This is a genomic window from Streptomyces sp. NPDC056527 (assembly GCF_042794475.1).
Classification (GTDB): domain Bacteria; phylum Actinomycetota; class Actinomycetes; order Streptomycetales; family Streptomycetaceae; genus Streptomyces.
Genome location: NZ_JBHTTQ010000109.1, coordinates 1 through 24,016, shown reverse-complemented (window position 1 = coordinate 24,016; position 24,016 = coordinate 1). Strand labels below are relative to the sequence as shown.

Below are 24,016 nucleotides of genomic sequence, written 5' to 3'. Positions count from 1 at the left end.
GCCCCGGCCCTCCGCCGTACCGTGCTCCGTCCTACAGCCCCCTGCGGGGCCCCGGTGGCAGCGCCGCCGGAGTGTGGTGCTGGGCCGACCACGCCGTCGGATACGTTCCGTACCGGCTGCCGTGCCCGGAACCGGAACCGTGCCCCGACCCCTGACCGGCCCCGTGCCCGTAGAGCCCCGAACTCACCGGCGTACCGAACGACCGGAAGCTCAGATCGTCCTCGCCGCTGCGATCCCCGGGGAGAGTCCGGAACGACCGCCGGTACTCCGAGTACAGGGCGTCGTAGATCGGTGTGGCCGACTGGCCCGCCGTGACGTCCTGCGCCGGGCGCATGGAGGGGATCTGACTCGGATACTGCGGGCGGAGTGGGTCGTATGTGTGCACATACGTGCCAACGACCTCGTGGTCCGTCGGATGCGGGCGGCTCTCGGAAACCGACGGCCGCCGCGGGCGGGGCACGACCGGGACCCAGGGGCCGTACCCCGATGTCCCTATGCCGGTGCGCCCGTGCTCCCTCACGTCCCGGCCAGCGGCATCGCGGCAGCCACCAGCCGGCCGTTGGCCGCGGCCTTCTCCAGGGCGTCGCGGAGCAGGTCCTCGCGCGGCTGCTGACCGATCGAGCCGACCGGGGCGGCGAACACCAGGACCGTGTGCGACTTGTTGGCGGCCGCACGCCAGCCCTCGGTGACCTGGAGCGGCTGGTGCGCCTGCCACCAGGCGGCCTGGCCGGTGCCGCCCGTACCCGGCTGGAGCACGGAGTGCAGCTGGCCCATGGCGACGAGCACGGACCAGCCGGGCAGCACGCCCGGCTTCTGGTTCACATCGGAGATCGGCATGAAGCCCTGCTCGATCAGGAGCGGCAGGAACTCGTCGCTGAGACCGTCCGAGCCCGGGCGGGCGACGGGCGCGGTCGGTTCGACGACCAGCGCCGGGTGCAGCTCGCCCTCGATCAGCACGAGACCGCTGGTGACCCCGAGGACGGCCTGCTCGGGGTGGGCCGCGCCGAGCGCGTCCGCCGCGTCCGTCGCGGCGATGGAGCGGACGGCGCCCTGGAGCTGCTCCTCGGCGACCTGGACGACCTGGGAAGGAATGCAGCTGGCGTGGGCGAACGCCAGGACGGCGGTCTCCTCGCCTACGAACAGCACGGTACTCGTGCGCTCCTGCTCGGAGTCGCCCGGCGTACGGCAGGAGGTGCAGTCGTAGCTGCCCGGGGCGTTGTCGCCGGCGAGCAGCCGGTCCGCTTCTTCGTCGCCGATCTCGGCGCGTACGTCCTCGCTGACGTCGAGCATGCGCGGCACGGGGGACTCCCTGGACTCATTACGTGCGGCGCCGGGCGGTTCCCGGCACGTCTCATGCCGAGTTCAACGGGGAAGGCTCGGCCGGGGTCACGCGTACGGGTCCGGCAACTTGTGTGACTCCGACCGGGTGGGGGATGCGGGCCGCCCCGCGCGGCACGGCCCCGGCGCCCGGGTGTGCTGCCTAGCCTGCCGCGATGTCGAAGATCAGATTGTGGGCAGCCGGTGCGTCCGCCGCCGCGCTGCTGGCCCTCGTCCCGGCGCCGGCCCAGGCACAGGTACCGCACCTGCCCGCCGTCCCCGCCTACGCCTGCGCCGGGGACCAGTGGCCGTGGGGATGCGTCGCCGAGTGCGAGAGCAGCGGCCGGTGGAACCTCAACACCGGCAACGGCTACTACGGCGGACTCCAGTTCTGGCAGCCGACCTGGGTCGAGCACGGGGGCCTGGACTTCGCGGCGCGCGCCGACCTGGCGACCCGTCAGCAGCAGATCACCGTCGCGGAGGAGGTCCTGCGCAACCAGGGCTGGGACGCCTGGCCGGTCTGCTCGACGCGGTACGGGCTGAGCGGGCGGGTCCACACGGTCCAGCCGGGCGACACGCTGACCACGATCGCCCGGCGGTTCGGGATCGCGGGCGGCTGGCAGGCGCTGTACGCGGCGAACCGGAGCCTGATCGGGCCGGACCCGAACCGGATCGTGATCGGGACGATGCTGCGCATCGCGCCCCTCACCGCCCGGCGGTGAACTCCGCGGCCTCCCCGCTGAACGCGAGGGAGCCGCGCCGCAGTTCGTGCAGCAGCGTGCCGGGCGGCAGTCCGGGCGGGGGGCGCTGCTCGGCGAGGACCACGGCGCCGCCCGCCCCGGCGAGGGAGGTGAGCAGCGCGTACGTACGCGAGGAGACCGCCGGGGACATGCCGAGGGCCGGCTCGTCGACCAGGACCACGCGGGCGGGGGTCAGCAGGGCCCGGGAGAGGGCGAGCATCCGGCGCTCGCCACCGGAGAGCGTCCCGGCGGGGCGGGCGAGGAGCGGGGCGAGTTCGGGGTACGCCTCCATGGCCCGATCGGGGTCCCCGGGGGCCAGCTCCAGGTTCTCGGCGACGGTGAGCGTCGCGTACACCGCCCGTAGGTCCGGTACGAAGCACAGGCCCCGCCGGGCCCGGTCGTGGGCGTGCAGGCGGGTCACGTCCGTGCCGCGCCAGAGGACCGTCCCGGAGGCCAGGGGAACGGTTCCGGCGAGCGCGCGCAGCGCCGTCGTACGGCCGGAGCCGTTGCGGCCGACGAGGACGGTGACGGTCGCGGAGGGGACCGGCAGGTCGAGACCGTGCAGGGCCTCCAGGGGGCCGTAGCGGACGTGGGCGGAACACAGGGAGATCTCCACGCTCATGACACGATCCGGCCTCCCTCCATGGTGTGCACGGTGTGGGCGATGCCGGCGACGAGGTCCGGGTCGTGCTCGACGACGAGGAGGGTGAGGCCGTCGGCGGCGAGGGCGGCGAGGACCCGGGCGAGGGCGTCGGTCTCGGCCGTGTCCAGACCGGCGGCGGGCTCGTCCAGGAGGAGGGTGTGCGGGCCGCCGGCGAGCGCGCGGGCCAGTTCGACCCGGCGCAGGGTCCCGGTGGGGAGGTCGGCCGCGGGACGGTGGCGGACGGAGCCGGCGAGGCCGAGAAGGCGGAGGGCCTGCTCGGTGGTGGCGGGGGAGCGGCGGTGGCCCTGCTCGGCGCCGAGGCGGACGTTCTCCTCGACGGTGAGGGAGGGGAAGACGGCGAGCTGCTGGAACGAGCGGGCGACGCCGAGCCGCGTGCGGGCGTGGGCGGGGCGCGCGGTGATGTCGGCGCCGTCGAGGGTGACGCGGCCGTCGGTGGGGCGGAGGGTGCCGGCGAGGCAGTCGAAGAGAGTGCTCTTGCCGGCGCCGTTGGGGCCGACGAGGGCGGTGACGTGGCCGGGAGCGAGAGCGAGGGTGACGTCGGTGAGGGCGGTGAGGCCACCGGGGTAGGTGAGGGTGAGGTGGTGGGCGGCGAGGCGAGGGCGGGACGAGGGCGAGGGGACCGGTGCGCGCCGGCGGGGGTGCACACGGCCCCCGCCCGGCCTGGGTTTCCCACCCGCACCACCCGTAACCGTTGTCGACACGGGCGCGGGCCCACCTGCGGGTGGTGGTCCGCCGTCGGCGACCGCGGCGCCCCGCCTGCCGGCCGGCGAAGCCGGAGGGGGAGATGTGGCCGCGGCAGGGCCCGAGGACGCCGGGCGCTCGCCCGGCGCCGCCGGGGCGCCGGGCCTGCCGGGTCCCGCCACGGCTTCCCGTGGAGCCGGGCGTCGTACCGGAAGCCAGGACGTCAGCGGGGGTACCCGGCCCACCAGGGCCGCCAGGACGCCCACCGTCGCCGCTGCCACGCCGCCCCTCGTGCCCGCGTCCAGGGCCACCAGGAGGGCAGCGGCCGCGAGGGGCGAGAGGAGGCTGTCGGCGCCCAGGACGATGATCGCGGCGAACCAGAGCAGACCGCGGACCGGGTCGTACGCCTCCGGGTCGAAGGCGCGCAGGCCCATGCCCAGCAGGCCCCCGCCCAGGGCCGCCAGGGCCGCGCCCAGGACGAAGGCCAGGAGCTTGAGGAGGCTCACCCGCACCCCGGCCGCCTCCGCACCCGGCTCGTGGTCGCGCAGCGCGGCCAGCGCCCGGCCCGTGCGGCCCCGGCGCAGCGCCGCGACCAGGAGCAGACAGCCGGTCAGGACCACGAGTTCCAAGGCGTAGTAGCCGCGGTCGTCCGAGAAGCCCGCCGGGCGCCCGAGCTCCAGGCCGGCCGTCGCGTACGGCTGCGCGAACACGAACCGGCTCACCGCCACCCCGACCGCCAGCGTCGCGAGCGCCAGGGCCAGGCCGTGCCGGCGGATCGCCGGCCACCCCGTGACCAGGCCCAGCGGGGCGACGAGCAGCACCGCCAGCGCGAGCGCCACCAGCTCCGGCAGGCCCCCGGCCGCGAGGAGCGCCGTGAACAGGGCGCCCAGCCCCGCGTACGCCGCCTGCCCGAGAGCGATCTGCCCGCCCCGACCCGTCACCACCACCAGCGACAGCAGCACGATCGCGAGCGCCGGCACCTGGATCGCGGTGTGCAGGTCCGTGCCCGCGAAGCCCAGCGGCAGCAGGAAGAGCACGGCGACGGTCAACCAGACCCCCGGAGGAGTCCGCGGCGCGACGGCCGGCGGCGGCAGCGCGTCCTGGCCCCGCCCGCCGACCCCCGGCAGCACCAGCGCGGCCACCAGCAGCGCGAGGACGAACAGGTTCGCCCCCACCGCCTGCACCAGCGGCCCCGCCCACCCCTCGGGATGGAAACGGGTCAGCTGCGCCTGCGCGACGCCCAGCGCGAGCGCCGTCACGATCGCGACCGGCAGGCTCCGCATCCGGGCCACCACGGCGACCGCGATCACCTCGATGACCAGCAGCGGCATCCCGTACGGGTCGAGCCGTACGTACGGGGCGAGCAGCACCCCCGTCAGTCCCGCGGTGAACGAGCCGAAGGCCCAGCCCGCCGCCGACACCCGGTCCGCGTCGATCCCGCCCAGCATCGCGAGCGGCCGGTTGTCGACCACCGCCCGCAGCTCCCGCCCGAAGCGGGTCCAGCGGGTCACCGCACCCACCGCCACGGCCAGCAGGACCACCGCCGCGAGCTGCGTCCACGGATCGTCGCCCAGCAGTACCGGGGCGTCCGCCCGCGCCCCGTCGCCCCACACCAGCGCCGCGCCGCCGACCAGCAGCACGAAGACCCCGATGGAGGCCACCAGGGTCTGCGCCGGGTTGGAGCCGAGGAGCGCCAGCGGCCGGAAGACGGCACGGTCGAGGACCAGGCCGATCCCGGGAGCGACCACAAGCAGGGTCAGCAGCGCGCCGAGAGGCAGCGGCCAGCCCCACTCGACCACCAGCTGTCGCAGCACGTACGCGCAGACCATGGCGATCGCACCGTGCGCCAGATTGAGCACGCCGGTGGCGCGGTAGGTGACGATCAGTCCGATGCCCGTGAGGGCGGCGGCGCTGCCGACCGCGAGTCCGGCGAGCGTGAGGTCGTACGTCAGCGAGGCCACGGCTCACACACCGGGCAGGGGTCGAGCTCCGCGTCCCCCGCCGGTTCGGCGTCCGCCCGGCCGGCCACCAACGGGCAGTCGGGACGGTGCGCGAGCGTCCCACCCGGCACCCGTACCGGCGGATCCTCCGACGAGGGGGGCGCGGTCTCCTCCGCGGCCCCGGGAGAAGGCGCGGGCCTGCGCACCGGAAGCCGGCCCGCCGCCCCGACCAGGACCGCCCCGGCCACGATCAGCGCGGCCCCCGGCACCGTGCACGAGGCGAGATAGGGCAGCTGGCGCTCGGCGAAGCGCTCGCCGGAGATGCCGTACCACCCCAGGACGCAGAGCACCGCGCCCCCGGCGACCGCCGCGAGGCCGCCCCACAGCAGTTCCCGTGATCTCGGCACGGGACCTCCCTCGCCTCAGGCCCCCGACCGCCATGCCCCCGAATGCCCTCTTCCTTTGCACTATGCCCGGAACCGTCCCACCCTGGAATCATCAGGCCACCCGGCCTCGACGGACACCCGGTGGTGAGCCAGATGGTTCTCAAGCGACACGGTGGACCCACTCGCCCTCGCTCTCGTCTCGTGGCCCTGGCGGCCGCGTCGGCTCTCGTGCTCGGACCGGCCCTCGTGGCCTGCGGCGACGACGGAGGCGGAGAGTCGGAATCCCCGGCGCCCGCGGCGACCGCGCCGTCCGACCCGGCCGCGGCCAGGGCCGAGATCACCGAGAACTGGACCGCCTTCTTCGCCCCGGACACCCCCGTGGCCGAGCGGGCGAAGCTGCTGGAGAACGGCGAACAGATGCAGCCCGCTCTCGAGGCGCTCATGACCAACGACGCCGCGTCCCAGGCCACGGCGAAGGTCAAGACGATCGAGTTCACCTCGCCGAACGACGCGAACGTGACCTACGACCTGCTGGTCGCCGGGGCCCCGGCCGTGCCCGACTCCAAGGGCACGTCGGTCTTCCAGGACGACACCTGGAAGGTGTCCGTGAAGACCCTCTGCGGCCTGGCACAGCTCAGCGGTGCGACCGTTCCGGGCTGCTGAGACCGCTGCGGCGCTGCTCCTCGCCGGGCTGCTCGCCCTGACCGCCGCCTGCGGCAGCCGGCTCCCGGAGCGCGCGTTCGAGACGCGGCCCACCGCCACCTTCCCCTCCGGCGGTGAGCCGCTCCGGATCGGCGTCATCACCAGCGCCACCAGCCCCGTCGGCGGCGACGCGTTCACCGGCACGCGCGACGGCGCCCGCGCCTGGTTCGACGCCCTCAACGCCCGCGGGGGCCTGAACGGACGTCGCGTCGAGGTCGTCACCTGCGACGACGGCGGCAGCGGCGTCGGCAACAACGAGTGCGTGCACAAGCTGATCGACGAACGAAAGGTCTTCGCCCTGGTCGCCACCACCGCGCTCGACTACGCCGGAGCCCCGCTCGTGGCGAAGGCCGGAGTCCCCGACATCGGAGGCCAGCCGCTCACCCCGGCGTACGACACCTATCCGCATCTGTACGGGATCTACGGCAGCCTCGCCCCGCGCACCGGCACGGTGCCCGGCTGGGACGGGGTGCTGTACGGCGGGACCGAGGTCTACCGCTTCTTCAAGCGCGAGCACGGCGCCCGTACCGCCGCGGTCGTCGCCTACAACCAGGCCGCCTCCACGGCGTACGCCCGGATGATCTCCGACGGCCTACGGGCCGAGGGGTACAAGGTCGTCGACGAACAGGTCGACTTCGCCCTGCCCAACTTCCGTGCCGTGGCGGCGGATCTGAAGGCCCAGGGCGCCGACCTCGTCTTCGACGCCATGGACACCCACGGCAACGCCCGGCTCTGCGAGGCGATGGAGGCGCTGGACGTCCGCGTCACCGCCAAGGTGACCAATGTGCAGAACTGGTCCTCGACCGTGCCCCGCGACTACGCCGCGTCCCCCGCCTGCCGTGACGCGCTGTTCGTGACCGGGGCCAGCCGCAACTACGAGGACACCGGGCATCAGGCCGTACGGGAGTTCCGGGCGGCGATGGGGGACCGGCCGCTCTCCCAGTGGCAACTGGAGGGCTGGGCCGCCGCCATGTGGTTCACGGACGCGGCGCTGTCCTGCGGCGACCGGCTCACCCGCGCCTGCGTAGAGGAGTTCGTCAACCGGCCGGAGCCGTACACCGCCCGCGGACTGCTGTTGCCGGTCCGCTTCGAGAAGCTCGCCGAGCCGCCGAAGACCCGTCATACCTGTCTGTCCGTGGCCCGTTGGCAGGACGGGCGGGGCTGGGTGAGCCAGGGAGAGATGACCACGAACTGCGCCACCGTTCCCCAGCTCGGCTACCGACCGTGAAGCGGGCACCCGGCGGGCAGTACAGTCGCCACGGTCCGACCACTTCACCGGGGGGAACCGGCAGCCCGATGCGCATCTCGTTTCTGCTCCACAACGCCTACCACATCGGCGGAACCATCCGGACGACGTTCACCCTGGCCCAGGTTCTGGCGGAGCGTCACGAGGTGGAGATCGTCTCCGTCTTCCGACACCGCGACGAGCCGATCCTGGGCCTGCCCGTCGGAGTGACCCTGCGTCACCTCGTGGACCTGCGGAAGGGCAGCGCCGGCTACGACGGAGAGCACCCGGACTTCTCCCGGCCCGCGACGGTCTTCCCGCGCGGCGACGGCCGGTGGAAGCAGTACAGCGCGCTCACCGACGCCCGCATCGGCGAGCATCTCGAGGGCGTCGAGGCCGACGTGCTGGTCGCCACCCGCCCCGGGCTCAACGTCCACCTCGCCAAGCAGGCCCGGCGCGGCCCGGTCCTGGTCGGCCAGGAGCATCTGGTGCTCGCCGGGCACACCTTCCGGCTGCGCCGCGAGATCCGCCACCAGTACGCGCTCCTGGACGCGGTCACGACGGTCACCGAGGCCGACGCCCGTGCCTACCGGTCCCGGCTGAAGCTGCCGGGCGTACGGATCGACGCGGTGCCCAACAGCGTGCCCGCGCCGAGCGTGGCGCCCGCCGATCCCGCCGCGAAGACCGTCGTCGCGGCGGGGCGGCTGACGCGGGTCAAGCGGTACGACGTGCTGATCGACGCGTTCGCCGAGGTGGTGGCGGCCCGCCCGGACTGGAAGCTGCGGATCTACGGCACCGGGGACGCGGTCGACGACATGAAGGCCACGCTCGCGCGGCGCATCAAGGACCGCGGCCTCGAGGAGAACGTCTTCCTCATGGGCTGGGCCAATCCGATGGAGCGGGAGTGGGCGAAGGGCTCGATCGCCGCCGTCACCTCGCTGCGGGAGTCGTTCGGCATGACCATCGTCGAGGCGATGAGGTGCGGGCTCCCGGTCGTCTCCACCGACTGCCACGGCCCGCGCGAGATCATCGAGAACGGGGTCGACGGTCGTCTGGTGCCCGTCGACGACGTGGCCGCGATCGCCCGGGCGCTGCTCGACCTCATCGAGGACGACGAGCTGCGCGCCAAGACCGCGCGCGCCGCGCTCACGGCGTCCGAACGCTTCGACCCGGTGCGCATCGCCGCCCGCCACGAGGAGATCTGGTCCGAGCTCGTGGCCCGCGGCGCGGGCCGCCGCACGCACGGCGGTCTCGGAGAGGCCGTCCACCGGGCGGTCGGCGGCGCGATCGACGCGGTGTACGAGCTGAAGCGCCGCACGGGAGTCCTGGTCCGCCGCTTCCGCTGACCGGAAACCGGCGCCTCAGAGCGAGCGGGGAGCCTGGTGGGTCCGGGTCGGCCCGGTCCTTCGGACGCCGGGGGGTCCGGTCGCGGGTCGGGTCTGGTGGTGGGTGCCGTTCGGCCCCGCCGTCGCGTCGTGCGGCGTGTAGTCGAGGACCGTGGCTGTCCTCGACTGCTGGCAGACTCGGGCCCATGTTGGAGACCTCCGCACGACTGTTGCGTCTGCTCTCGCTGCTGCAGGCCCATCGCGAGTGGTCCGGGGCCGATCTCGCCGAGCGGCTCGGGGTCACCCCGCGGACCGTACGGCGGGACGTCGACCGGCTGCGCGAGCTCGGCTATCCGGTCAACGCCAGCCCCGGAACCGGCGGCGGGTACCAGCTCGGTGCCGGTGCCGAGCTGCCGCCGCTGCTGCTCGACGACGACGAGGCCGTCGCGGTGGCGGTCGGGCTGCGCACGGCGGCCGGTCAGGGCATCGAGGGCATCGGCGAGACCTCCGTACGCGCCCTGGCCAAGCTGGAGCAGGTGCTGCCCGGCCGGCTGCGGCGCCGGGTGAGCACCCTCAACGCCTTCACCGTGCCGATGCTCCGCGCCCCGCAGCAACAGGTCGACCCCGCCGTCCTGACCGAGCTCGCGAACGCCTGCAGGGACAGCGAACGGCTCCGCTTCGAGTACCGCGACCACGGCGGCACGGCCACCCGTCGTACCGTCGAGCCGCACCGCCTCGTGTGCACCGAACGCCGCTGGTACCTGGTCGCCTGGGACCTCGACCGCGCCGACTGGCGCACGTTCCGGGCCGACCGGATCGAGCCGAAGCCGCCGCACGGCCCCCGCTTCCCGCCCCGCGAACCGCCCGCCGCGGACCTGGCGGCCTATGTCTCGGAAGGCGTCTCGACGGCGGCGTACGCGGCAGGGGCGACGATCCGGCTCCATGTCCCGCTCGCCGAGGCCGTCCAGGCCGTCGGCCCCATGGACGGCGTCCTGGAGGCGGACGGGGACGGCACCTCCCTGCTCCGCACCGGCGCGGGGAGCCTGGAGTACCTCGTGATCCACGTGATGATGCTGGGCCTCGAGTTCGAGGTCGTCGAGCCGCGCGAGCTGGACGACTGGATCCGTAGCGTCAGGGACCGGCTTTCCCGCGCTCTGGAGCGATCGGAGCACTCGGCGCACTGATCCCGGCCCGCTCGAAGGCCACGAACTCCGGGTGGTGCAGATCGAACGCCGGCGACTCGGAGCGGATCCGCGGAACGGCGTCGAAGTTGTGGCGGGGCGGCGGGCACGACGTCGCCCACTCCAGCGAACGCCCGAACCCCCACGGGTCGTCCGCCTCGACCTTCTCCCCGTGCAGGGCCGTCTGCCAGACGTTGTACAGGAACGGCAGCGTCGAGGCGCCGAGCAGGAACGCGCCGATGGAGGAGACCGTGTTCAGCGCGGTGAAGCCGTCGGCGTCCAGGTAGTCGGCGTACCGCCGCGGCATACCCTCCGCGCCCAGCCAGTGCTGCACGAGGAATGTCATGTGGAAGCCCACGAAGAGCGTCCAGAAGTGGACCTTGCCCAGCCGTTCGTCGAGCAGCCTGCCGGTGAACTTGGGCCACCAGAAGTAGAAGCCGGCGAACATCGCGAAGACGACCGTGCCGAAGACCGTGTAGTGGAAATGGGCCACGACGAAGTACGAGTCGGTGACGGCGAAGTCCATCGGCGGCGAGGCGAGGATGACGCCGGTCAGGCCGCCGAAGAGGAACGAGACCAGGAAGCCGACCGACCACAGCATCGGGGTCTCGAAGGAGAGCGAGCCCCTGAGCATCGTGCCCGCCCAGTTGAAGAACTTCACACCCGTCGGCACGGCGATGAGGAACGAAAGCAGCGAGAAGAACGGCAGCAGCACCGCGCCCGTGGCGAACATGTGGTGCGCCCAGACCACCACCGAGAGACCGGTGATCGTCATGGTGGCGCCGATCAGGGTGGCGTAGCCGAAGATCGGCTTACGGGCGAAGACCGGGATGATCTCGCTGATGATGCCGAAGAACGGCAGGGCGATGATGTAGACCTCGGGGTGGCCGAAGAACCAGAACAGGTGCTGCCACAGCAGCGCCCCGCCGTTCTCCGGCTGGAAGACCAGCGAGCCGAACCGCCGGTCCGACTCCAGGACGAGCAGCGCCGCGGCGAGCACCGGGAACGCCATCAGCACCAGGATCGTGGTGAAGAGGATGTTCCAGGTGAAGATCGGCAAGCGGAACATGGTCATGCCCGGCGCGCGCATGCCGACGATCGTCGCCAGGAAGTTCACCGAGGTCAGGATCGTGCCGAAGCCGGAGAGCGCGAGCCCCATGATCCACAGGTCCGGGCCGATGCCGGGGGAGCGCTCCAGGCTGTTCAGCGGGGCGTAGGCGGTCCAGCCGAAGGCGGCGGGTCCACTGGGCACGAGCAGGGAGCCGATCACCATCAGGCCGCCGAAGAGGAACAGCCAGTACGAGAACATGTTCAGCCGTGGGAAGGCCACGTCCGGGGCGCCGATCTGGAGCGGCACCAGCTCGTTGGCGAAGCCGGCGAAGGTCGGCGTCGCGAAGAGCAGCAGCATGATCGTGCCGTGCAGGGTGAACGCCTGGTTGAACTGCTGGTTGTCGATCAGCTGGAGCCCGGGGCGGGCCAGCTCGGCCCGCATCAGCATCGCCATGAGCCCGGCGGCCAGGAAGAAGACGAACGAGGTGACCAGGTAGAGGTGGCCGATCTTCTTGTGGTCGGTCGTGGTGAGCCAGTCGATCAGGACCCGCCCATGCCGTTCCCGAGGTGATTCGACGGCCGCGTGCGCGGTGTCGATGCCCATCGATGCCTCCGGTTCCGAATCGTCCGGACATGATGCGCGCCCCAGGTCCAGGAGCTCGGGAGGCGGGCCGACGACGCTGCTCCGATCGGCCGAACGTGTGCGCATCGTGCGGGGAAATCGTGAATACCGGACGGCCGTCCCGAGCCCCCTCAATTCCCTTGGGAGGCGGGTGCGAAGGAATTCCGAAGGGCCTTGTGGGGGCGATGCGAGTGCGCCGGCAATTGCCGGAGAACCGGCCGGAAAGCGCCCTCTCGGGTGACCGTGGCCGTGTCAAACATATGTCGAGAAGCTGTGACACAAGCGTGACCGGTAAGGGACTAACGTGAGTTGCATGACACCGAAGCAGACCTCTCCCGTACCGCCGGACGACTATGTGGGGTTGGCCGGGGACCGGGCCGAAGAGCTCGCCCGGGACCACGGCTGGAGCGTGGTGCGGTCCCTGCCACCCGGCTCGATCATCACCATGGAGTACCTGGAGGGGCGCATCAACTTCGAGGTGACGGAGGGCACCGTCACCCGCTGCTGGCTGGGCTAGCGAGCGCGGCCCCCTACGAGGAAAAGGGCCCCGGCGTGGAGCCGGGGCCCTTCCTCATGCGGTCGTGACGGGGGTCAGCCGCCGGTGAGCGGCCGTGAGTGCGGCGGGCGGCGGCTGCCGGCCGGGGTGACCGGTGTCCGCTCGGAGCGCACGGCATGGGCGGAGTGCGAGGTGTGCGCGCGGGGGGTGGTGAGAGGCGGAGCCAGCCGCCCCTCCCCGCGCGCGGCGGCGGACCGCCCGCTCCTGACGGCGATGATCTCCCGGACCGGCTCCTCGGCACCCGTCGGCCGCTGCGGGTACACCGCGGGGCGCGGTCCACCGGTCGCGACGGGCAGCGAGGGCACCAGCCGACGGCGGGCCCGCAGCTGCTCGCGCAGGCGGTCGCGCAGGCTCAGGATCAGCGTCTCGGCCCGGGCGATCGGCGACTCGCACCACGGCAGGGCCAGCAGGATGAGGAGCCCCGCGGCCCAGCCGAGCAGCACATCGCTCAGCCAGTGCGTACCGATGTAGACGGTGGTGAGGCCGACACCGAGCGCGACCACGGCCGAAAGGGCCGACAGATAGCGCCGGGCCCGTGGAGTGGTCGCCAGATAGGCCAGGATTCCCCAGGTCACGACCGCGTTGGCGGTGTGTCCGGACGGAAATATATCGCCGCCCGCGAAGAGCTCGGCGGAGCCGACCTGTGTCGCGTAGTGAGGGCCGAGACGGCCGAGTCCGAGCTTGACCGCGCCGACCGTCACGTTCAGCAGGAGCAGCGCCGCGCCGAGCGACAGCAACGGCCGCAGCGTGTGCTGGCGCCAGGAGCGCCAGCCCAGCCAGGCCGCCACCATCACCGCGGTGGGACCGCGCTGGCCGAGGACGACGTAGTAGTCGAGGAAGCCGTGGATCTCCGGCCACTGCTGGTACGGCCGGAAGAGCATGATCTTCCAGTCGAGGGTCACCAGCCAGGTCGACAGGAGCACGGCCACGACGATGGCGAGATAGAACGCCAGCGTCCCGCCGAAGAGGGCGAGACGCGTGCGGGTCATCCCCGGGACCTCTATCTTCGGCGGTTCCGGCTCCCGGTCCAGCCGGGCAAAGATGTCGGTTCGCACTCAATCGACGTTACAGGGAGTGAGTAGCGACCTTGGTCGATCCGGTGTCTTCGTGATGACGATGTGATGTGGAGTAGGTCTCAGACCGGTCTTTATTCCTGGCGTACGTCTGAGAATCCGATGACCTTCTGCCCTATTGCCGACGGGCGACTTTCCGGAAGTCTGTTTGTACGCCACGGAAATGCTTCAAACGTCTGTGCGCATGGAATTCCATGCGACGCGCGGTGCGGGTGGAGTGGCGTACGCCACACTCCGCGGCCCGCCGGGGTGAGAGCTGCACCACGCGCTCGGGCCCTGAACTCGCGTACGCTGACGGCTCACTCGCCCGTCGATGCCGGGCCGCCCCGAGGCCCGCGCCCCGGCCGGTGCCCACCGAGCGCGAGGGATCCATTGGGAGGTACGTACATGCAGCGGACGATCACGGCCGGAGCACGGCTCCGCGCCGCCGGCGGCGGAGCCAACCGCTGGGTCGTCCTCTTCGTCCTCTGCGTCAGCCTGTTGCTGGTCGCGCTGGACGCGACCGTGCTCCACGTCGCCGTCCCCTCCCTCACCGAGGACCTGCGCCCCAGCTCCACCGCGCTGCTGTGGATCGTCGACGCCTATCCCCTCATCTGCGCCTCGCTGCTGATCCTCTTCGGCACGCTCGGCGACCGGGTGGGACGGCGGCGGGTGCTGCTCCTCGGTTACGCACTGTTCGGCGTCGCCTCCGCGGTCGCCGCCCTCGCCACCGAACCCGAGGTCCTGATCGGCGCCCGCGCCCTGCTCGGCGTCGGCGGCGCGATGATCATGCCCGCCACCCTCTCGATCCTCCGGGCGGTCTTCCCCGACCGGCGCGAGCGGGCCACCGCCATCGGCATCTGGACGGCGGTCGCCGCCGTCGGCGCCGCCACCGGGCCCGTGCTCGGCGGCTTCCTGGTCGAGCACTACTGGTGGGGCTCGGTCTTCCTGATCAACATCCCGCTGATGGCACTGATCCTGCCGCTCGGCCGCTGGCTGCTCCCCGAGTCCAAGGGCCGCGACGACGGCCCCTGGGACGTCCTCGGTGCGCTGATGGCCGCGGCCGGCGTGCTCGGCATGGTCCTCGGAGTGAAGCGGATCGGCGCCGGCGAAGACCTCCTCGTGTACCCGACCGCGGGACCGCTGCTCATCGGGGCGGCCCTGCTGATCCTCTTCGTGCGGAGGCAGCGTCGGCGGGCCCACCCGCTGATCGACATGCGGCTCTTCTCCCGGGCCGCGTTCACCACCTCCGTCGGCTGCATCGTGCTCGCCATGCTGGCCCTGGTCGGCCTGGAGCTGATCGCCGTCCAGTACCTCCAGCTCGTCCTCGGGCTCAGCCCGCTGGAGACCGGGCTCCGGCTGCTGCCGCTCACCTTCGCCGCCATGGCGGCCGGCGCCACCGGCTCGTACACCCTGCGCCGGATCGGCCCGCGCCGGATGGTCGGCTGGGGCTTCGTGCTCACCGCCGCCGCCGTGCTGCTCCTGGTCTTCATGGGCCAGCACGACCGGCCGCTCCTGCTCACCTGCGGCTTCGTGCTGCTCGGCTTCGGACTGCAGACCACGCTGTTCTCCGCCTACGAGTCGATGCTCAGCGAGGCCCCGCCGGAGAGCGCGGGCGGCGCGGCGGCCATCGGCGAGACCTCGTACCAGCTCGGCGCGGGCATGGGCATCGCGCTGCTCGGCAGCGTGATGAACGCCGCGTACGCCCCCGGTCTCTCCGCCGTCCCCGGTGTTCCGGACGCGGCGAGCCGGGCCGCCGCGAACTCGCTGGGCGAGGCCTATCAGGTGGCCGACCAGCTGGGCGGCGCGGCCGGTACGGCGCTGTACCACGCGGCGCGGCACGCGTTCGTGGACGGACTGCACGTGACGCTGTTCGTCAGTGCGGCTCTGCTGCTCCTCGGCGCGCTGATGGCGCTGCGGCTGCCGCGGGTGATGGAGTGCCCGGTGGATCCGGAGGATCTGGCGGACCGGGCGGGGAGCCTGGTGGATCCGAAGAGCCTGGTGGCCCCGGCTCCCGAGGAGGTACGGGTGCCTGCCACCCGCGAGCCGATCGAGACGGCCCGCTCCGGACGCACGGCGCGCTGAGGCGCCCCACCGCGATCCGTTCCGGTGAACGGCGAGCTCCCCCAGCGCTGCCGCTGGGAGGTGCCCCCACCCCAGCGCTGCCGCTGGGAGGTGCCCCCACCCCAGCGCTGCCGCTGGGAGGTGCTCGCGGCTCAGCTCTGGTTGAAGAAACCGTCCTGCGCGCGGCCCGTGGAGTCCCCGCTGATGATCTGGGTGTCGGCCGGGGTCAGCAGGAAGACCCGCGTCGCCACCCGCTCGATCGATCCACGCAGACCGAAGGCGAGACCTGCGGCGAAGTCCACCACGCGCTTGGCGTCCGAGGGCTCCATGGCCGTGAGGTTCACGATGACCGGGACGCCGTCCCGGAAGAGCTCGCCGATGCCCCGGGCGTCCCGGAACCCGTCCGGAGAGACGGTCGCGATACGGCGGCCATGCTCCTGCGCCGTGTCGGACGCCACCCGGACCCGCGGGTCCGTCACCCAGGCGTCGCCGTTCTCGGCACCCTCGGCGTACTCGTCGTCGTAGTAACGCTCGTCGCTGTCCTCGACGAGTCCCAGCCAGGCACTCGCCTTGCGCACCGATCCCATGGACGCCTCCTTTCAGCGCGGTCACTTGTGGTTCCGCAATCCCTATCGTCGTCCATGATGCGGATCGCGCGCCAAGTGGATAGTCGGCGCGCGCGGGTTTCGTGACGGTACTGGTGCAGAACGTGAGGTCTGTTTTCTGGCGAATCGTCAGGAATCTTGCGGTATACGGGGCCTGACGGAGGTTCCGGATGGGGTGTGCAACTTAAAATATGAAAGTCGGGCCAGAAGGGTGACGGCCGGAGCGTCCGGGTGAACGAGCGGGCTCGATACGATGTCCGCGAAGCGCTGAAGCACACGCGCGCGACTCACGGGGGAGTCTCTTTGTTCGGAATCGTCAGGCCCTGCACGCATCGGCTCACGGACGGCCTCAAGACCGAGTGGATGGCCCATCTCTGCGGCCTCTGCCTGGCACTTCGGGCCGACCACGGGCAGCTCGCCCGGGTGGTCACCAACTACGACGGCCTCATAGTCTCCGTTCTGACGGAGGCTCAGACCGGCTCGGTCCCGGGCGGACGACGCACCGCGGGACCCTGTCCGCTGCGCCAGATGAAGACCGCGCCGGTGGCCCAGGGCGAGGGAGCCCGGCTCGCCGCGGCGGTCTCGCTCGTCCTCGCCTCCGCGAAGGTACGGGACCACGTCGCCGACCGGGACGGGCTGTTGGCCCGCAGGCCGGTCGCCGCGGCGGCCCGCCGGGTCGCCAGGTCCTGGGACCGGGCGGGCGCGCGCACCGGACGATCGCTCGGCTTCGACACGGCGGTCCTGGTGGACGCGGTCGACCGGCAGACCGGCATCGAGACGCTCGCCGGACCCGGCACACCGCTCCTGGTCGTGACCGAGCCGACCGAGACGGCGACGGCCGCGGCCTTCGCCCATACCGCGCTTCTGGCGGGCCGGCCCGAGAACGTGGAGCCGCTGGCCGAGGCGGGCAGGCTCTTCGGACGGCTCGCGCATCTGCTGGACGCCGTGGAGGACCGCGAGGCCGACGCCGCGTCGGGCGCCTGGAACCCGCTCACCGCGACGGGCACCTCCCTGGATGAGGCGCGCCGGCTCGCGGACGACGCGTTGCACGGGATCAGGCTGGCGCTGCGCGACGCCGAGTTCGTGAACGGGAAGCTGGCGCACGTGCTGCTCGCGCACGAGCTCCGCACGTCTGTGGACCGGGCCTTCGGCACGACGACCTGCGCGCACGGTTCGCCGGGGCCGGGGCAGGGCCCCGTACCGGGCAACCCGTACGCGGGTGGCACTCCGTACGGGGGTGGGGGGAACCCGTACGGCGGAGGGGGCACCCCTTACGGCGGTGGGGGCGGCGGTCCCTATGGCGGCGGGGGATTCGGCGGTCCCGGCGGTCCCGGCGGTCCCGGCGGGCCTGGTGGGCTGCCGCCGCAGTTCGGTGGCGGCGAGCCCCCGAAGCCCAAGCCGCGCTCCTTCCTGGGTGGCTGCGTCGCGTTCACCTGGCTGTTCTGCACCTGCCAGATCTGCTGCGCGAAGGAGTACGAGGGCCCCTGGTCCCGGAAGAAGCGCGAGGGCTGCTGCCGGGACTGCGACTGCAACTGTGACGGCAACGCCTGCGACTGCTGCTGCCCCTGCGACGGCTGCTGACGGACCGTCGAAGACCTCCGGATGCGCGTGCCGGGGCAGGCGGAGCCCGGGCACGCACCGTCACTTCTTCGGCGCCGGGATCTCCGGCGGGGAGATCCGGGACTCGGCGATCGCCGAGTCGGTCAGACCCCACTTCCTCAGGATCCGGTCGTAGGCGCCGTCCGCCTTCAGCTTGTTCACCGCCGCCTGGAACGCAGGCGCCAGCGGCGTGCCCTTCTTGAAGGCGAAGCCCACGTCCAGGCGGCGGTACTCGTTGAGGAACGTGACGTTCTCCTGCTGGGTCACCGCGTACCGCAAGCCGTTGACCGTGCTCATCAGCACATCGCTGCGGCCTTGTTGGAGCGACATCCACTGGGCGCCCAGGTCGTTGAAGACCTGGACGTCGTACGGCTTCTTGCCGGCCGCGGCGCACCGCGGCCGGTTCTTCTCCAGCGTCGCCTCGAAGGTCGTGCCGCCGCCCGTCGCCACGTTCAGACCGCACAGCTGCGTCAGGTCGGTGACCGTCTTCAGCGGGCTGTCCGCACGCGCCGCGAACCCCTGCCCGTCGTTGATGTAGGTCACGAAGTCGATCGTCCTGCGCCGCTCGTCCGTCACGCCGAAGTTCCCCGTGCCGACGTCGTACTTCCCGCTGCCGAGGGCCGGCAGGATCGCCTCCCAGCTCACCACCGCGCGGTTCACCCGGAGCCCGAGCACCTTCGCGACCGCGTCCGTGACGTCGACGTCCGCGCCGACCAGCGTCTTCCCGTCTGGGAGGTAGGCCGCGCCGGGCAGGGTGCCGGTCGCGGAGGCGACGGAGACCGTGCCCCGCTGCCGTACGTCCGCGGGCAGCAGCTTCGCCGCCGCCTCGTCCTTCGCGATCGTCGAGACCACGTCGGCCGTCGGCACGGCGCCCTTCTTCGCGCCCGCCGCACCGGCCGGCGCGGCCGTCGGCTCGCCCGAGCCGCAGGCCGTGAGGGTGAGCGCGGCCGCGGTGATCAGGGCGAAGGCGACCGTGTGGCGCTGCGTACTGGTGAGGCTCATGGCTTCGGGGTCTCCAGGTGTTTCCCGAACGGCAGCAGGCCGATCGGCTCCGGATCCGCGGACGGATCGGAGAGCGGGCGGTAACCGGCGGCCGGATGGAGGCCCTTGGCCGTGGGCCGGCGCGGGCCGGTGGTGAGGGTCGGGTACTCGTGCGCCGGCTCGTCGAGAAGCGGGCGGCCAACGGGTCGTCGACCGTGGTGCGGCGCACGGACAGCGCGGATCCACGGCCGGGAGCGGAGGGTGTACGTGTCCCTCAGGGGAAGGACACGGCAGGGCGGAGCGAGGGGAGTGGAGCTCGGCTACACAGGTGAAGGCGCCGCGCGGAAGAGTGCGGGCAGACGAAACGCAGGGGGTCGGCTCAACAGGAAGAGGACCACACGCGACCGAAGTCGATGTGGGAGCGCGTGACCAGCCACTGCTGCGAATGCATGGCCCAAGTGGAACAGGTATCCGATTGCCCGTCAACCGCGATGAGACCTACGGCTCATCCTTCGGACAGGCTTGACAAGGCAGCGCTCTGCCGCCGTAGCCTCATGGGGCGGATCGAGCTGAGGGGCTCGGATCCGTGCTCACCGCGCGTGAAGGCGCACACCCGTGTTCGATCCGTCTCTGGAATCCACGGAGCCTTCGCATGTCCGCGACCCTCACCAAGACCCCTTCCGCGGCCCCGCCGGCCGCCGCCCTCCGTATCGTCCCCACCCGCCGCACCGGCCAATGGGCCGCGGCCACCGTCGTTCTGGTGCTGCTCGCGCTCGGAATCGTCTCGGTCGTCCGCAACAGAGCCTTCCAATGGGACGTCGTCGGCGACTACTTCACCTCGACCGCCGTCCTGCGCGGACTGGGCCTCACGCTCTGGCTCACCGCCCTCGTGATGCTCCTCGGCTTCGCCCTCGGCACCCTGCTCGCCGTCTTCAGACTCTCCGCCAACCCCGTTCTCCGTGCGGTCGGTTGGGGCTACATCTGGTTCTTCCGCTCCACGCCGATCCTGGTCCAGCTGCTCTTCTGGTTCAACATCGGGGCGCTCTACCCGACGATCCTCGGCATCGACACGGTCAACCTCCTCGGTCCCGTCGCGGTCGCCATCATCGGACTGACCCTGCACGAGGCCGCGTACGCCGCCGAGGTCGTGCGCGGCGGCATCCTGTCCGTGGACCGCGGCCAGATCGAGGCCGCCCAGTCCCTCGGCCTCGGGCGGTGGCGCCGGCTCGGCCGGATCGTGCTCCCGCAGGCCATGCGCTCGATCGTCCCGCCCGCCGGGAACATGCTGATCGGCACGCTCAAAGGCACCTCCATCGTCTCCGTCATCGCCGTCCAGGACCTGCTCTACTCCGTACAGCTCGTCTACCACCGCACCTACCAGGTCGTGCCGCTGCTCCTGGTCGCCACGATCTGGTACGTCGTCGTCACCTCGGTCCTCAGCGTCGGACAGCACTACGTCGAGCGGCACTACGCCCGCGGCACGGCCGGTGCGCGATGACGGGGAGCACGTCAGTCGTGATCGTGGGCGCCGGACCGCGGGGGACCGGCCTTCTCGAACGGCTCGCCGCCAACCTGCCGGAGCTGTACGGGGACCGGCCCCTGGACGTCCATCTCGTCGACCCGCATCCGGCCGGCGGCGGACGCATCTGGCGCACCGAGCAGTCACCGCTGCTCTGGATGAACTCGCAGGCCGAGGACGTCACCATGTTCACCGACGAGACGGTGGACATCGACGGCCCGGTGCGGCCGGGGCCCACCCTCGCCGAGTGGGCCGGACTCGACGGCCGCACCTTCCCCAGCCGCCCCCGGCAGGGCGCCTATCTTCGCTGGGTGTACGAACAGGCCCGCGCCGCGCTGCCCGCGTCGGTCACCGTCCACGAGCACCGCACCCGCGCGGTCCGGGTCGACGGCCCGCGCGACGGGCGCCAGCGGGTCTGGCTGGAGGACCGCTCCGTGCCGCTCCTCGCCGACGTCGTCGTGCTCACCCTCGGCCATCTCGACGCCGAACCCGACGACGAACAGCGCCGGTCCGCCGAGTTCGCCGAGCGCCACGGGCTGCTCCACCTCCCGCCCGACTTCACCGCCGACACCGACCTGTCCGCGCTGCCCGCCGGCGAACCGGTGCTCGTGCGCGGCTTCGGCCTCGCCTTCGTCGACCTGATGGTGCTGCTCACCGAGGGGCGCGGCGGGCGGTACGAGGAGCGGGGCGAGCGGCTGGAGTACGTACCGTCCGGGCGTGAACCGGTCCTGTACGTCGGATCCCGGCGCGGGGTGCCTTACCACTCCAAGATCGGGTACACGCTGGAGGGCGAACGGCCTCCGCTGCCGCGCTTCTTCGGCCCCGCCCAGGTCGACGAGCTGCTGCGGCGGCCGGGGCGGCTCGACTTCCGTCGCGACATCTGGTCCCTCGTCGACAAGGAACTCGGCTGGGCCCACTACCACCGGCTCTTCGCCGCCCACCCCGAGCGGACCGCCGCCGCCTGGACCGACTTCGAGGAGAAGTACGCGGCCGCGGCTCCCGGCGGGGCCGAGCTGGACGCCCTCGTCGCCGCCGCCGTCCCCGACCCCGCCGACCGGCTCGACCTGGACGCCCTCGACCACCCCCTGGACGGGGTGCGCTTCGCCTCGTCCGAGGCCCTCCAGGACGGACTGCGCCGCCATATCGCCGACGACCTGGCCCGGCGCCACGACCCCCGGCACAGCCCGGACCTGGCGGTCTTCACCGCGCTGCTCTCGGTCTACGGGCAACTCGTCCGGATCGGCGACACCGGCGACCCGCGCGACTGGTGGCACGGCTTCTTCAGCTTCCTCGCCTCCGGACCTCCCGGGCCCCGGCTCCACCAGCTGCTCGCGCTCTCCCGCGCCGGGATCGTCCGCTTCCTCGGCGCCGGGACGACCGTGGTGGCCGACGAGGAACGCGGGGTCTTCCGCGCCCACTCCACGAGCCTGCCGGGGGAGTGGACCGAGGCGCGCGCCCTCGTCGAGGCCCGGCTCCCCGACCCGACCCTGGAACACACCGGCAGCCCGCTGCTCCGCGCCCTCCACGAGGACGGCGCCCGGGCAACCGCGGCCGGACTGCTCGCCGTCGACCCCGCCGACGGGCGGATCCTGGAGCGCGGCGGGCGCCCGCACCCGCGCCGTTTCGCGCTCGGCCCGCACACCACCTCCCGGGCCGGCGGGGCCTTCACCCGCCCGCGCACCGGCGGTGCGGCCTTTCGCCAGAACGACGCGACCGCACGCGCCGCGCTGGCGCTGCTGCGCGACCTGTCCGGCCGCACCCCGCCGGCCACCGCTTCGACATTCTCCGACCAGCCGTACCCGACGACCCGCACGGCCAGCCACGTACCAAGAGCTGACGCCCTGTGGAAAGGTTGAACACCATGAGCACGGATCCCCGACAGGGCGCACAGCAGGACTGGCAGCACTGGCACGAACAGCGCACGGCGGCGGTCTCCTCGTCGTACGGCCCGCTCTCCCTCACCGGTACGTACTGGCTCTCCGACTACCCGGAGGGGCGAATTCCGGCCGTTCCAGGGCGCTGGCACGACAGCGGCGACGAGGTCGTCCTGACCGGGGACGCCGAGGACGCGATCACCGTCGACGGCAAGCCCCTGATCGGCAGCGTCCGGCTCATCGCGGACCACGCCCCGATCCACGAGTCCCGGGCCGAGTCCGCCGGTCGGCGGCTCGTCGTGCTGCGTCGCGAAGGGCTGTGGGCCGTAAGGGACTTCGACCCCGAGTCGCAGGCGCGCCGCGCCTTCCGGGGCATCGAGGCGACACCGTACGACGAGCGCTGGGTGGTGCCCGGCACCTTCCGGCCCTACGAGCGGTCCCGCAGCGTCCGGGTGGAGAACGCCGACGGGAAGGAGCGCGGGCTCGGGCTCGCCGGCGAGCTCTCCTTCGAGCTGCACGGCGTCGAGCACACGCTCCAGGTCGCGGTGGAGGAAGACGGCACGCTGTGGGCGGTCTTCGCGGACCTCACCAGCGGCCGGGACAGCTACCGGTTCCGCTTCCTGCGTCCCCCCGCGCCCGCCGCGGACGGCACGGTGACGGTCGACTTCAATCGCGCGCTGTTGCCGCCGTGCGCCTTCGCGGACCACTTCATCTGCCCCTTCCCGCCACCGGGAAACACCCTGGACACCGCGGTGGCGGCGGGGGAGCGGCGGCTGGTCGAGAACTGACCGAAGCCGTCGCAAGCGCCTTGAACCGGACGGTAGTTGAGCGTCGTACGGTACGGCCGAAAGGCGCCCTTGCGGCAGTGGTGCGGGCGGCCCGAGACTCCCCCACAGCGCCGGCCCCGGGCCGCGCCTCACGGGCCCGACACCCCACGTCGGGCCCCCGATTCCCCTCTGGAGGAACGCGAAGTGAGGATCAAGCGCACCACCCCCACGAGAACCGTCCGACTGCTCGCCGTCGCCACCGGCCTCGCCGCCGCGGCCGCGGTCGCCGTCCCCGCAGCGAACGCCGACACCGCACAGACCTTCGGCGCGACGCAGATCGCCGCCGCGGGTGACGCCGTGCTCGCAGCCGACGTGGCCGGAACCGCCTGGCACGTCGACCAGGCCACCAACACCCTGGTCGTGACCGCCGACTCGACCGTGTCGCAGGCGGAGATAGCCAAGATCAAGCGTCAGGCGGGCGCCAACGCCGGAGCGATCCGTGTCGAGCGCACCCCCGGGAAGTTCAACAAGCTGATCTCCGGCGGCGACGCCGTCTACGCCACCAGCTGGCGCTGCTCCCTCGGCTTCAACGTCCGTGACAGCGCGGGCAACTACTACTTCCTCACCGCCGGACACTGCACCGACGGTGCGGGCACCTGGTACTCCAACTCCGGTCGGACCACCGTCCTCGGCTCCACCTCGGGATCCAGCTTCCCGACCAACGACTACGGCATCGTCCGCTACACCAACAGCTCCGTCACCAAGTCCGGCACGGTCGGCAGCGTCGACATCACCAGCGCGGCCAACGCCACCGTCGGCATGTCCGTGACGCGTCGCGGCTCCACCACCGGCACCCACAGCGGTTCGGTGACCGGCCTCAACGCCACGGTCAACTACGGCGGCGGCGACATCGTGTACGGCATGATCCGCACCAACGTGTGCGCCGAGCCCGGCGACTCCGGCGGCCCGCTCTACTCGGGCAGCCGCGCCATCGGCCTCACCTCCGGCGGCAGCGGCAACTGCTCCTCGGGCGGCACGACCTTCTTCCAGCCGGTCACCGAGGCGCTGAGCGCCTACGGAGTCAGCGTGTACTAGCCGGAGGCGGCGCCTCCGTAGCACGATGATCCGAACGACGTCAGGTCCCCCGGGCACGCCGTGCCCGGGGC

At 72.4% G+C, this 24,016-nt stretch carries 20 protein-coding genes; 12 read left to right on the top strand and 8 right to left on the bottom strand.

The genetic code is table 11. The features are described from left to right. Window positions 1–516 precede the first annotated feature (516 nt). Window positions 517–1,299, bottom strand: coding sequence for a hypothetical protein (locus ACFQ7Q_RS32345; protein ID WP_362361124.1), 783 nt, complete (start codon window positions 1,297–1,299; stop codon window positions 517–519). Window positions 1,300–1,493: 194 nt separating this feature from the next. On the opposite strand from ACFQ7Q_RS32345, the gene ACFQ7Q_RS32340 reads away from it, so the two are divergent. Further along, window positions 1,494–2,039, top strand: a complete 546-nt coding sequence (locus ACFQ7Q_RS32340) for a transglycosylase family protein (protein WP_383561405.1) — start codon at window positions 1,494–1,496, stop codon at window positions 2,037–2,039. On the opposite strand, the gene ACFQ7Q_RS32335 is transcribed toward ACFQ7Q_RS32340, so the two are convergent. From ACFQ7Q_RS32335 to ACFQ7Q_RS32325, 3 genes are read right to left on the bottom strand one after another with little or no spacing between them, the layout of a single operon-like run. Next, entirely contained in the window at window positions 2,023–2,679 is a 657-nt protein-coding gene (locus ACFQ7Q_RS32335) for an ATP-binding cassette domain-containing protein (RefSeq protein WP_383561403.1), read from the bottom strand. The genes ACFQ7Q_RS32340 and ACFQ7Q_RS32335 overlap by 17 nt on opposite strands. Next, window positions 2,676–5,363 carry an ATP-binding cassette domain-containing protein gene (locus ACFQ7Q_RS32330; RefSeq protein WP_383561401.1) on the bottom strand — a complete coding sequence of 896 codons (2,688 nt, stop codon included), beginning with the start codon at window positions 5,361–5,363 and terminating at the stop codon, window positions 2,676–2,678. The genes ACFQ7Q_RS32335 and ACFQ7Q_RS32330 overlap by 4 nt, the downstream gene beginning before the upstream one ends. Further along, complete coding sequence (locus ACFQ7Q_RS32325; protein WP_383561399.1) at window positions 5,351–5,749, bottom strand: hypothetical protein; 399 nt, start codon at window positions 5,747–5,749, stop codon at window positions 5,351–5,353. The genes ACFQ7Q_RS32330 and ACFQ7Q_RS32325 overlap by 13 nt, the downstream gene beginning before the upstream one ends. A gap of 180 nt (window positions 5,750–5,929) precedes the next feature. On the opposite strand from ACFQ7Q_RS32325, the gene ACFQ7Q_RS32320 reads away from it, so the two are divergent. The 4 genes from ACFQ7Q_RS32320 to ACFQ7Q_RS32305 all read left to right on the top strand — a co-directional run bounded on the left by ACFQ7Q_RS32320 (window position 5,930) and on the right by ACFQ7Q_RS32305 (window position 10,164). Next, window positions 5,930–6,391 (top strand): hypothetical protein, encoded by a 462-nt coding sequence (locus tag ACFQ7Q_RS32320; RefSeq protein ID WP_383561397.1) that lies wholly within the window; start codon window positions 5,930–5,932, stop codon window positions 6,389–6,391. After that, window positions 6,369–7,658 (top strand): ABC transporter substrate-binding protein, encoded by a 1,290-nt coding sequence (locus ACFQ7Q_RS32315; protein WP_383561395.1) that lies wholly within the window; start codon window positions 6,369–6,371, stop codon window positions 7,656–7,658. The genes ACFQ7Q_RS32320 and ACFQ7Q_RS32315 overlap by 23 nt, the downstream gene beginning before the upstream one ends. A gap of 68 nt (window positions 7,659–7,726) precedes the next feature. Beyond that, window positions 7,727–9,001: a glycosyltransferase family 4 protein gene (locus tag ACFQ7Q_RS32310; RefSeq protein WP_383561393.1), complete on the top strand. Its 1,275-nt coding sequence runs from the start codon at window positions 7,727–7,729 to the stop codon at window positions 8,999–9,001. A gap of 185 nt (window positions 9,002–9,186) precedes the next feature. Beyond that, the gene (locus ACFQ7Q_RS32305; protein ID WP_383561391.1) at window positions 9,187–10,164 is read left to right on the top strand and encodes a helix-turn-helix transcriptional regulator; all 978 of its coding nucleotides are present in this window, start codon (window positions 9,187–9,189) and stop codon (window positions 10,162–10,164) included. Here the strand turns inward: ACFQ7Q_RS32305 and ctaD are convergent. Continuing rightward, window positions 10,112–11,815 (bottom strand): cytochrome c oxidase subunit I, encoded by a 1,704-nt coding sequence (ctaD, locus tag ACFQ7Q_RS32300; protein ID WP_383561389.1) that lies wholly within the window; start codon window positions 11,813–11,815, stop codon window positions 10,112–10,114. The genes ACFQ7Q_RS32305 and ctaD overlap by 53 nt on opposite strands. Before the next feature lie 331 nt (window positions 11,816–12,146). Here ctaD and ACFQ7Q_RS32295 point away from each other — a divergent pair, with 331 nt between their 5' ends. Further along, window positions 12,147–12,350, top strand: a complete 204-nt coding sequence (locus ACFQ7Q_RS32295) for a proteinase inhibitor I78 (protein WP_383561387.1) — start codon at window positions 12,147–12,149, stop codon at window positions 12,348–12,350. Window positions 12,351–12,424: 74 nt separating this feature from the next. Here the strand turns inward: ACFQ7Q_RS32295 and ACFQ7Q_RS32290 are convergent, their stop codons facing one another. After that, window positions 12,425–13,444 (bottom strand): phosphatase PAP2 family protein, encoded by a 1,020-nt coding sequence (locus tag ACFQ7Q_RS32290; protein WP_383561384.1) that lies wholly within the window; start codon window positions 13,442–13,444, stop codon window positions 12,425–12,427. A 405-nt stretch (window positions 13,445–13,849) separates the two neighbouring features. Between ACFQ7Q_RS32290 and ACFQ7Q_RS32285 the strand changes: the two genes are divergently transcribed. Then, window positions 13,850–15,526, top strand: coding sequence for an MFS transporter (locus tag ACFQ7Q_RS32285; protein ID WP_383561382.1), 1,677 nt, complete (start codon window positions 13,850–13,852; stop codon window positions 15,524–15,526). A gap of 131 nt (window positions 15,527–15,657) precedes the next feature. On the opposite strand, the gene ACFQ7Q_RS32280 is transcribed toward ACFQ7Q_RS32285, so the two are convergent. Then, complete coding sequence (locus tag ACFQ7Q_RS32280) at window positions 15,658–16,092, bottom strand: cell division protein SepF (protein WP_383561380.1); 435 nt, start codon at window positions 16,090–16,092, stop codon at window positions 15,658–15,660. A gap of 321 nt (window positions 16,093–16,413) precedes the next feature. On the opposite strand from ACFQ7Q_RS32280, the gene ACFQ7Q_RS32275 reads away from it, so the two are divergent. Further along, the gene (locus tag ACFQ7Q_RS32275; protein WP_383561378.1) at window positions 16,414–17,691 is read left to right on the top strand and encodes a DUF5685 family protein; all 1,278 of its coding nucleotides are present in this window, start codon (window positions 16,414–16,416) and stop codon (window positions 17,689–17,691) included. 60 nt (window positions 17,692–17,751) lie between these two features. Here ACFQ7Q_RS32275 and ACFQ7Q_RS32270 read toward each other — a convergent pair whose 3' ends face one another. Beyond that, window positions 17,752–18,711, bottom strand: coding sequence for an ABC transporter substrate-binding protein (locus tag ACFQ7Q_RS32270; RefSeq protein WP_383561376.1), 960 nt, complete (start codon window positions 18,709–18,711; stop codon window positions 17,752–17,754). A 631-nt stretch (window positions 18,712–19,342) separates the two neighbouring features. Between ACFQ7Q_RS32270 and ACFQ7Q_RS32265 the strand changes: the two genes are divergently transcribed. From ACFQ7Q_RS32265 to ACFQ7Q_RS32250, 4 genes are all read left to right on the top strand, one after another. Further along, the gene (locus tag ACFQ7Q_RS32265) at window positions 19,343–20,188 is read left to right on the top strand and encodes an amino acid ABC transporter permease (protein WP_383561374.1); all 846 of its coding nucleotides are present in this window, start codon (window positions 19,343–19,345) and stop codon (window positions 20,186–20,188) included. Further along, window positions 20,185–22,065 carry an FAD/NAD(P)-binding protein gene (locus ACFQ7Q_RS32260; protein ID WP_383561372.1) on the top strand — a complete coding sequence of 627 codons (1,881 nt, stop codon included), beginning with the start codon at window positions 20,185–20,187 and terminating at the stop codon, window positions 22,063–22,065. Before ACFQ7Q_RS32265 ends, ACFQ7Q_RS32260 begins: the two co-directional genes overlap by 4 nt. A gap of 5 nt (window positions 22,066–22,070) precedes the next feature. Next, window positions 22,071–22,871: a DUF1684 domain-containing protein gene (locus tag ACFQ7Q_RS32255; protein WP_383561370.1), complete on the top strand. Its 801-nt coding sequence runs from the start codon at window positions 22,071–22,073 to the stop codon at window positions 22,869–22,871. A 183-nt stretch (window positions 22,872–23,054) separates the two neighbouring features. Then, the gene (locus ACFQ7Q_RS32250; RefSeq protein WP_383561368.1) at window positions 23,055–23,945 is read left to right on the top strand and encodes a S1 family peptidase; all 891 of its coding nucleotides are present in this window, start codon (window positions 23,055–23,057) and stop codon (window positions 23,943–23,945) included. Window positions 23,946–24,016 lie beyond the last annotated feature (71 nt).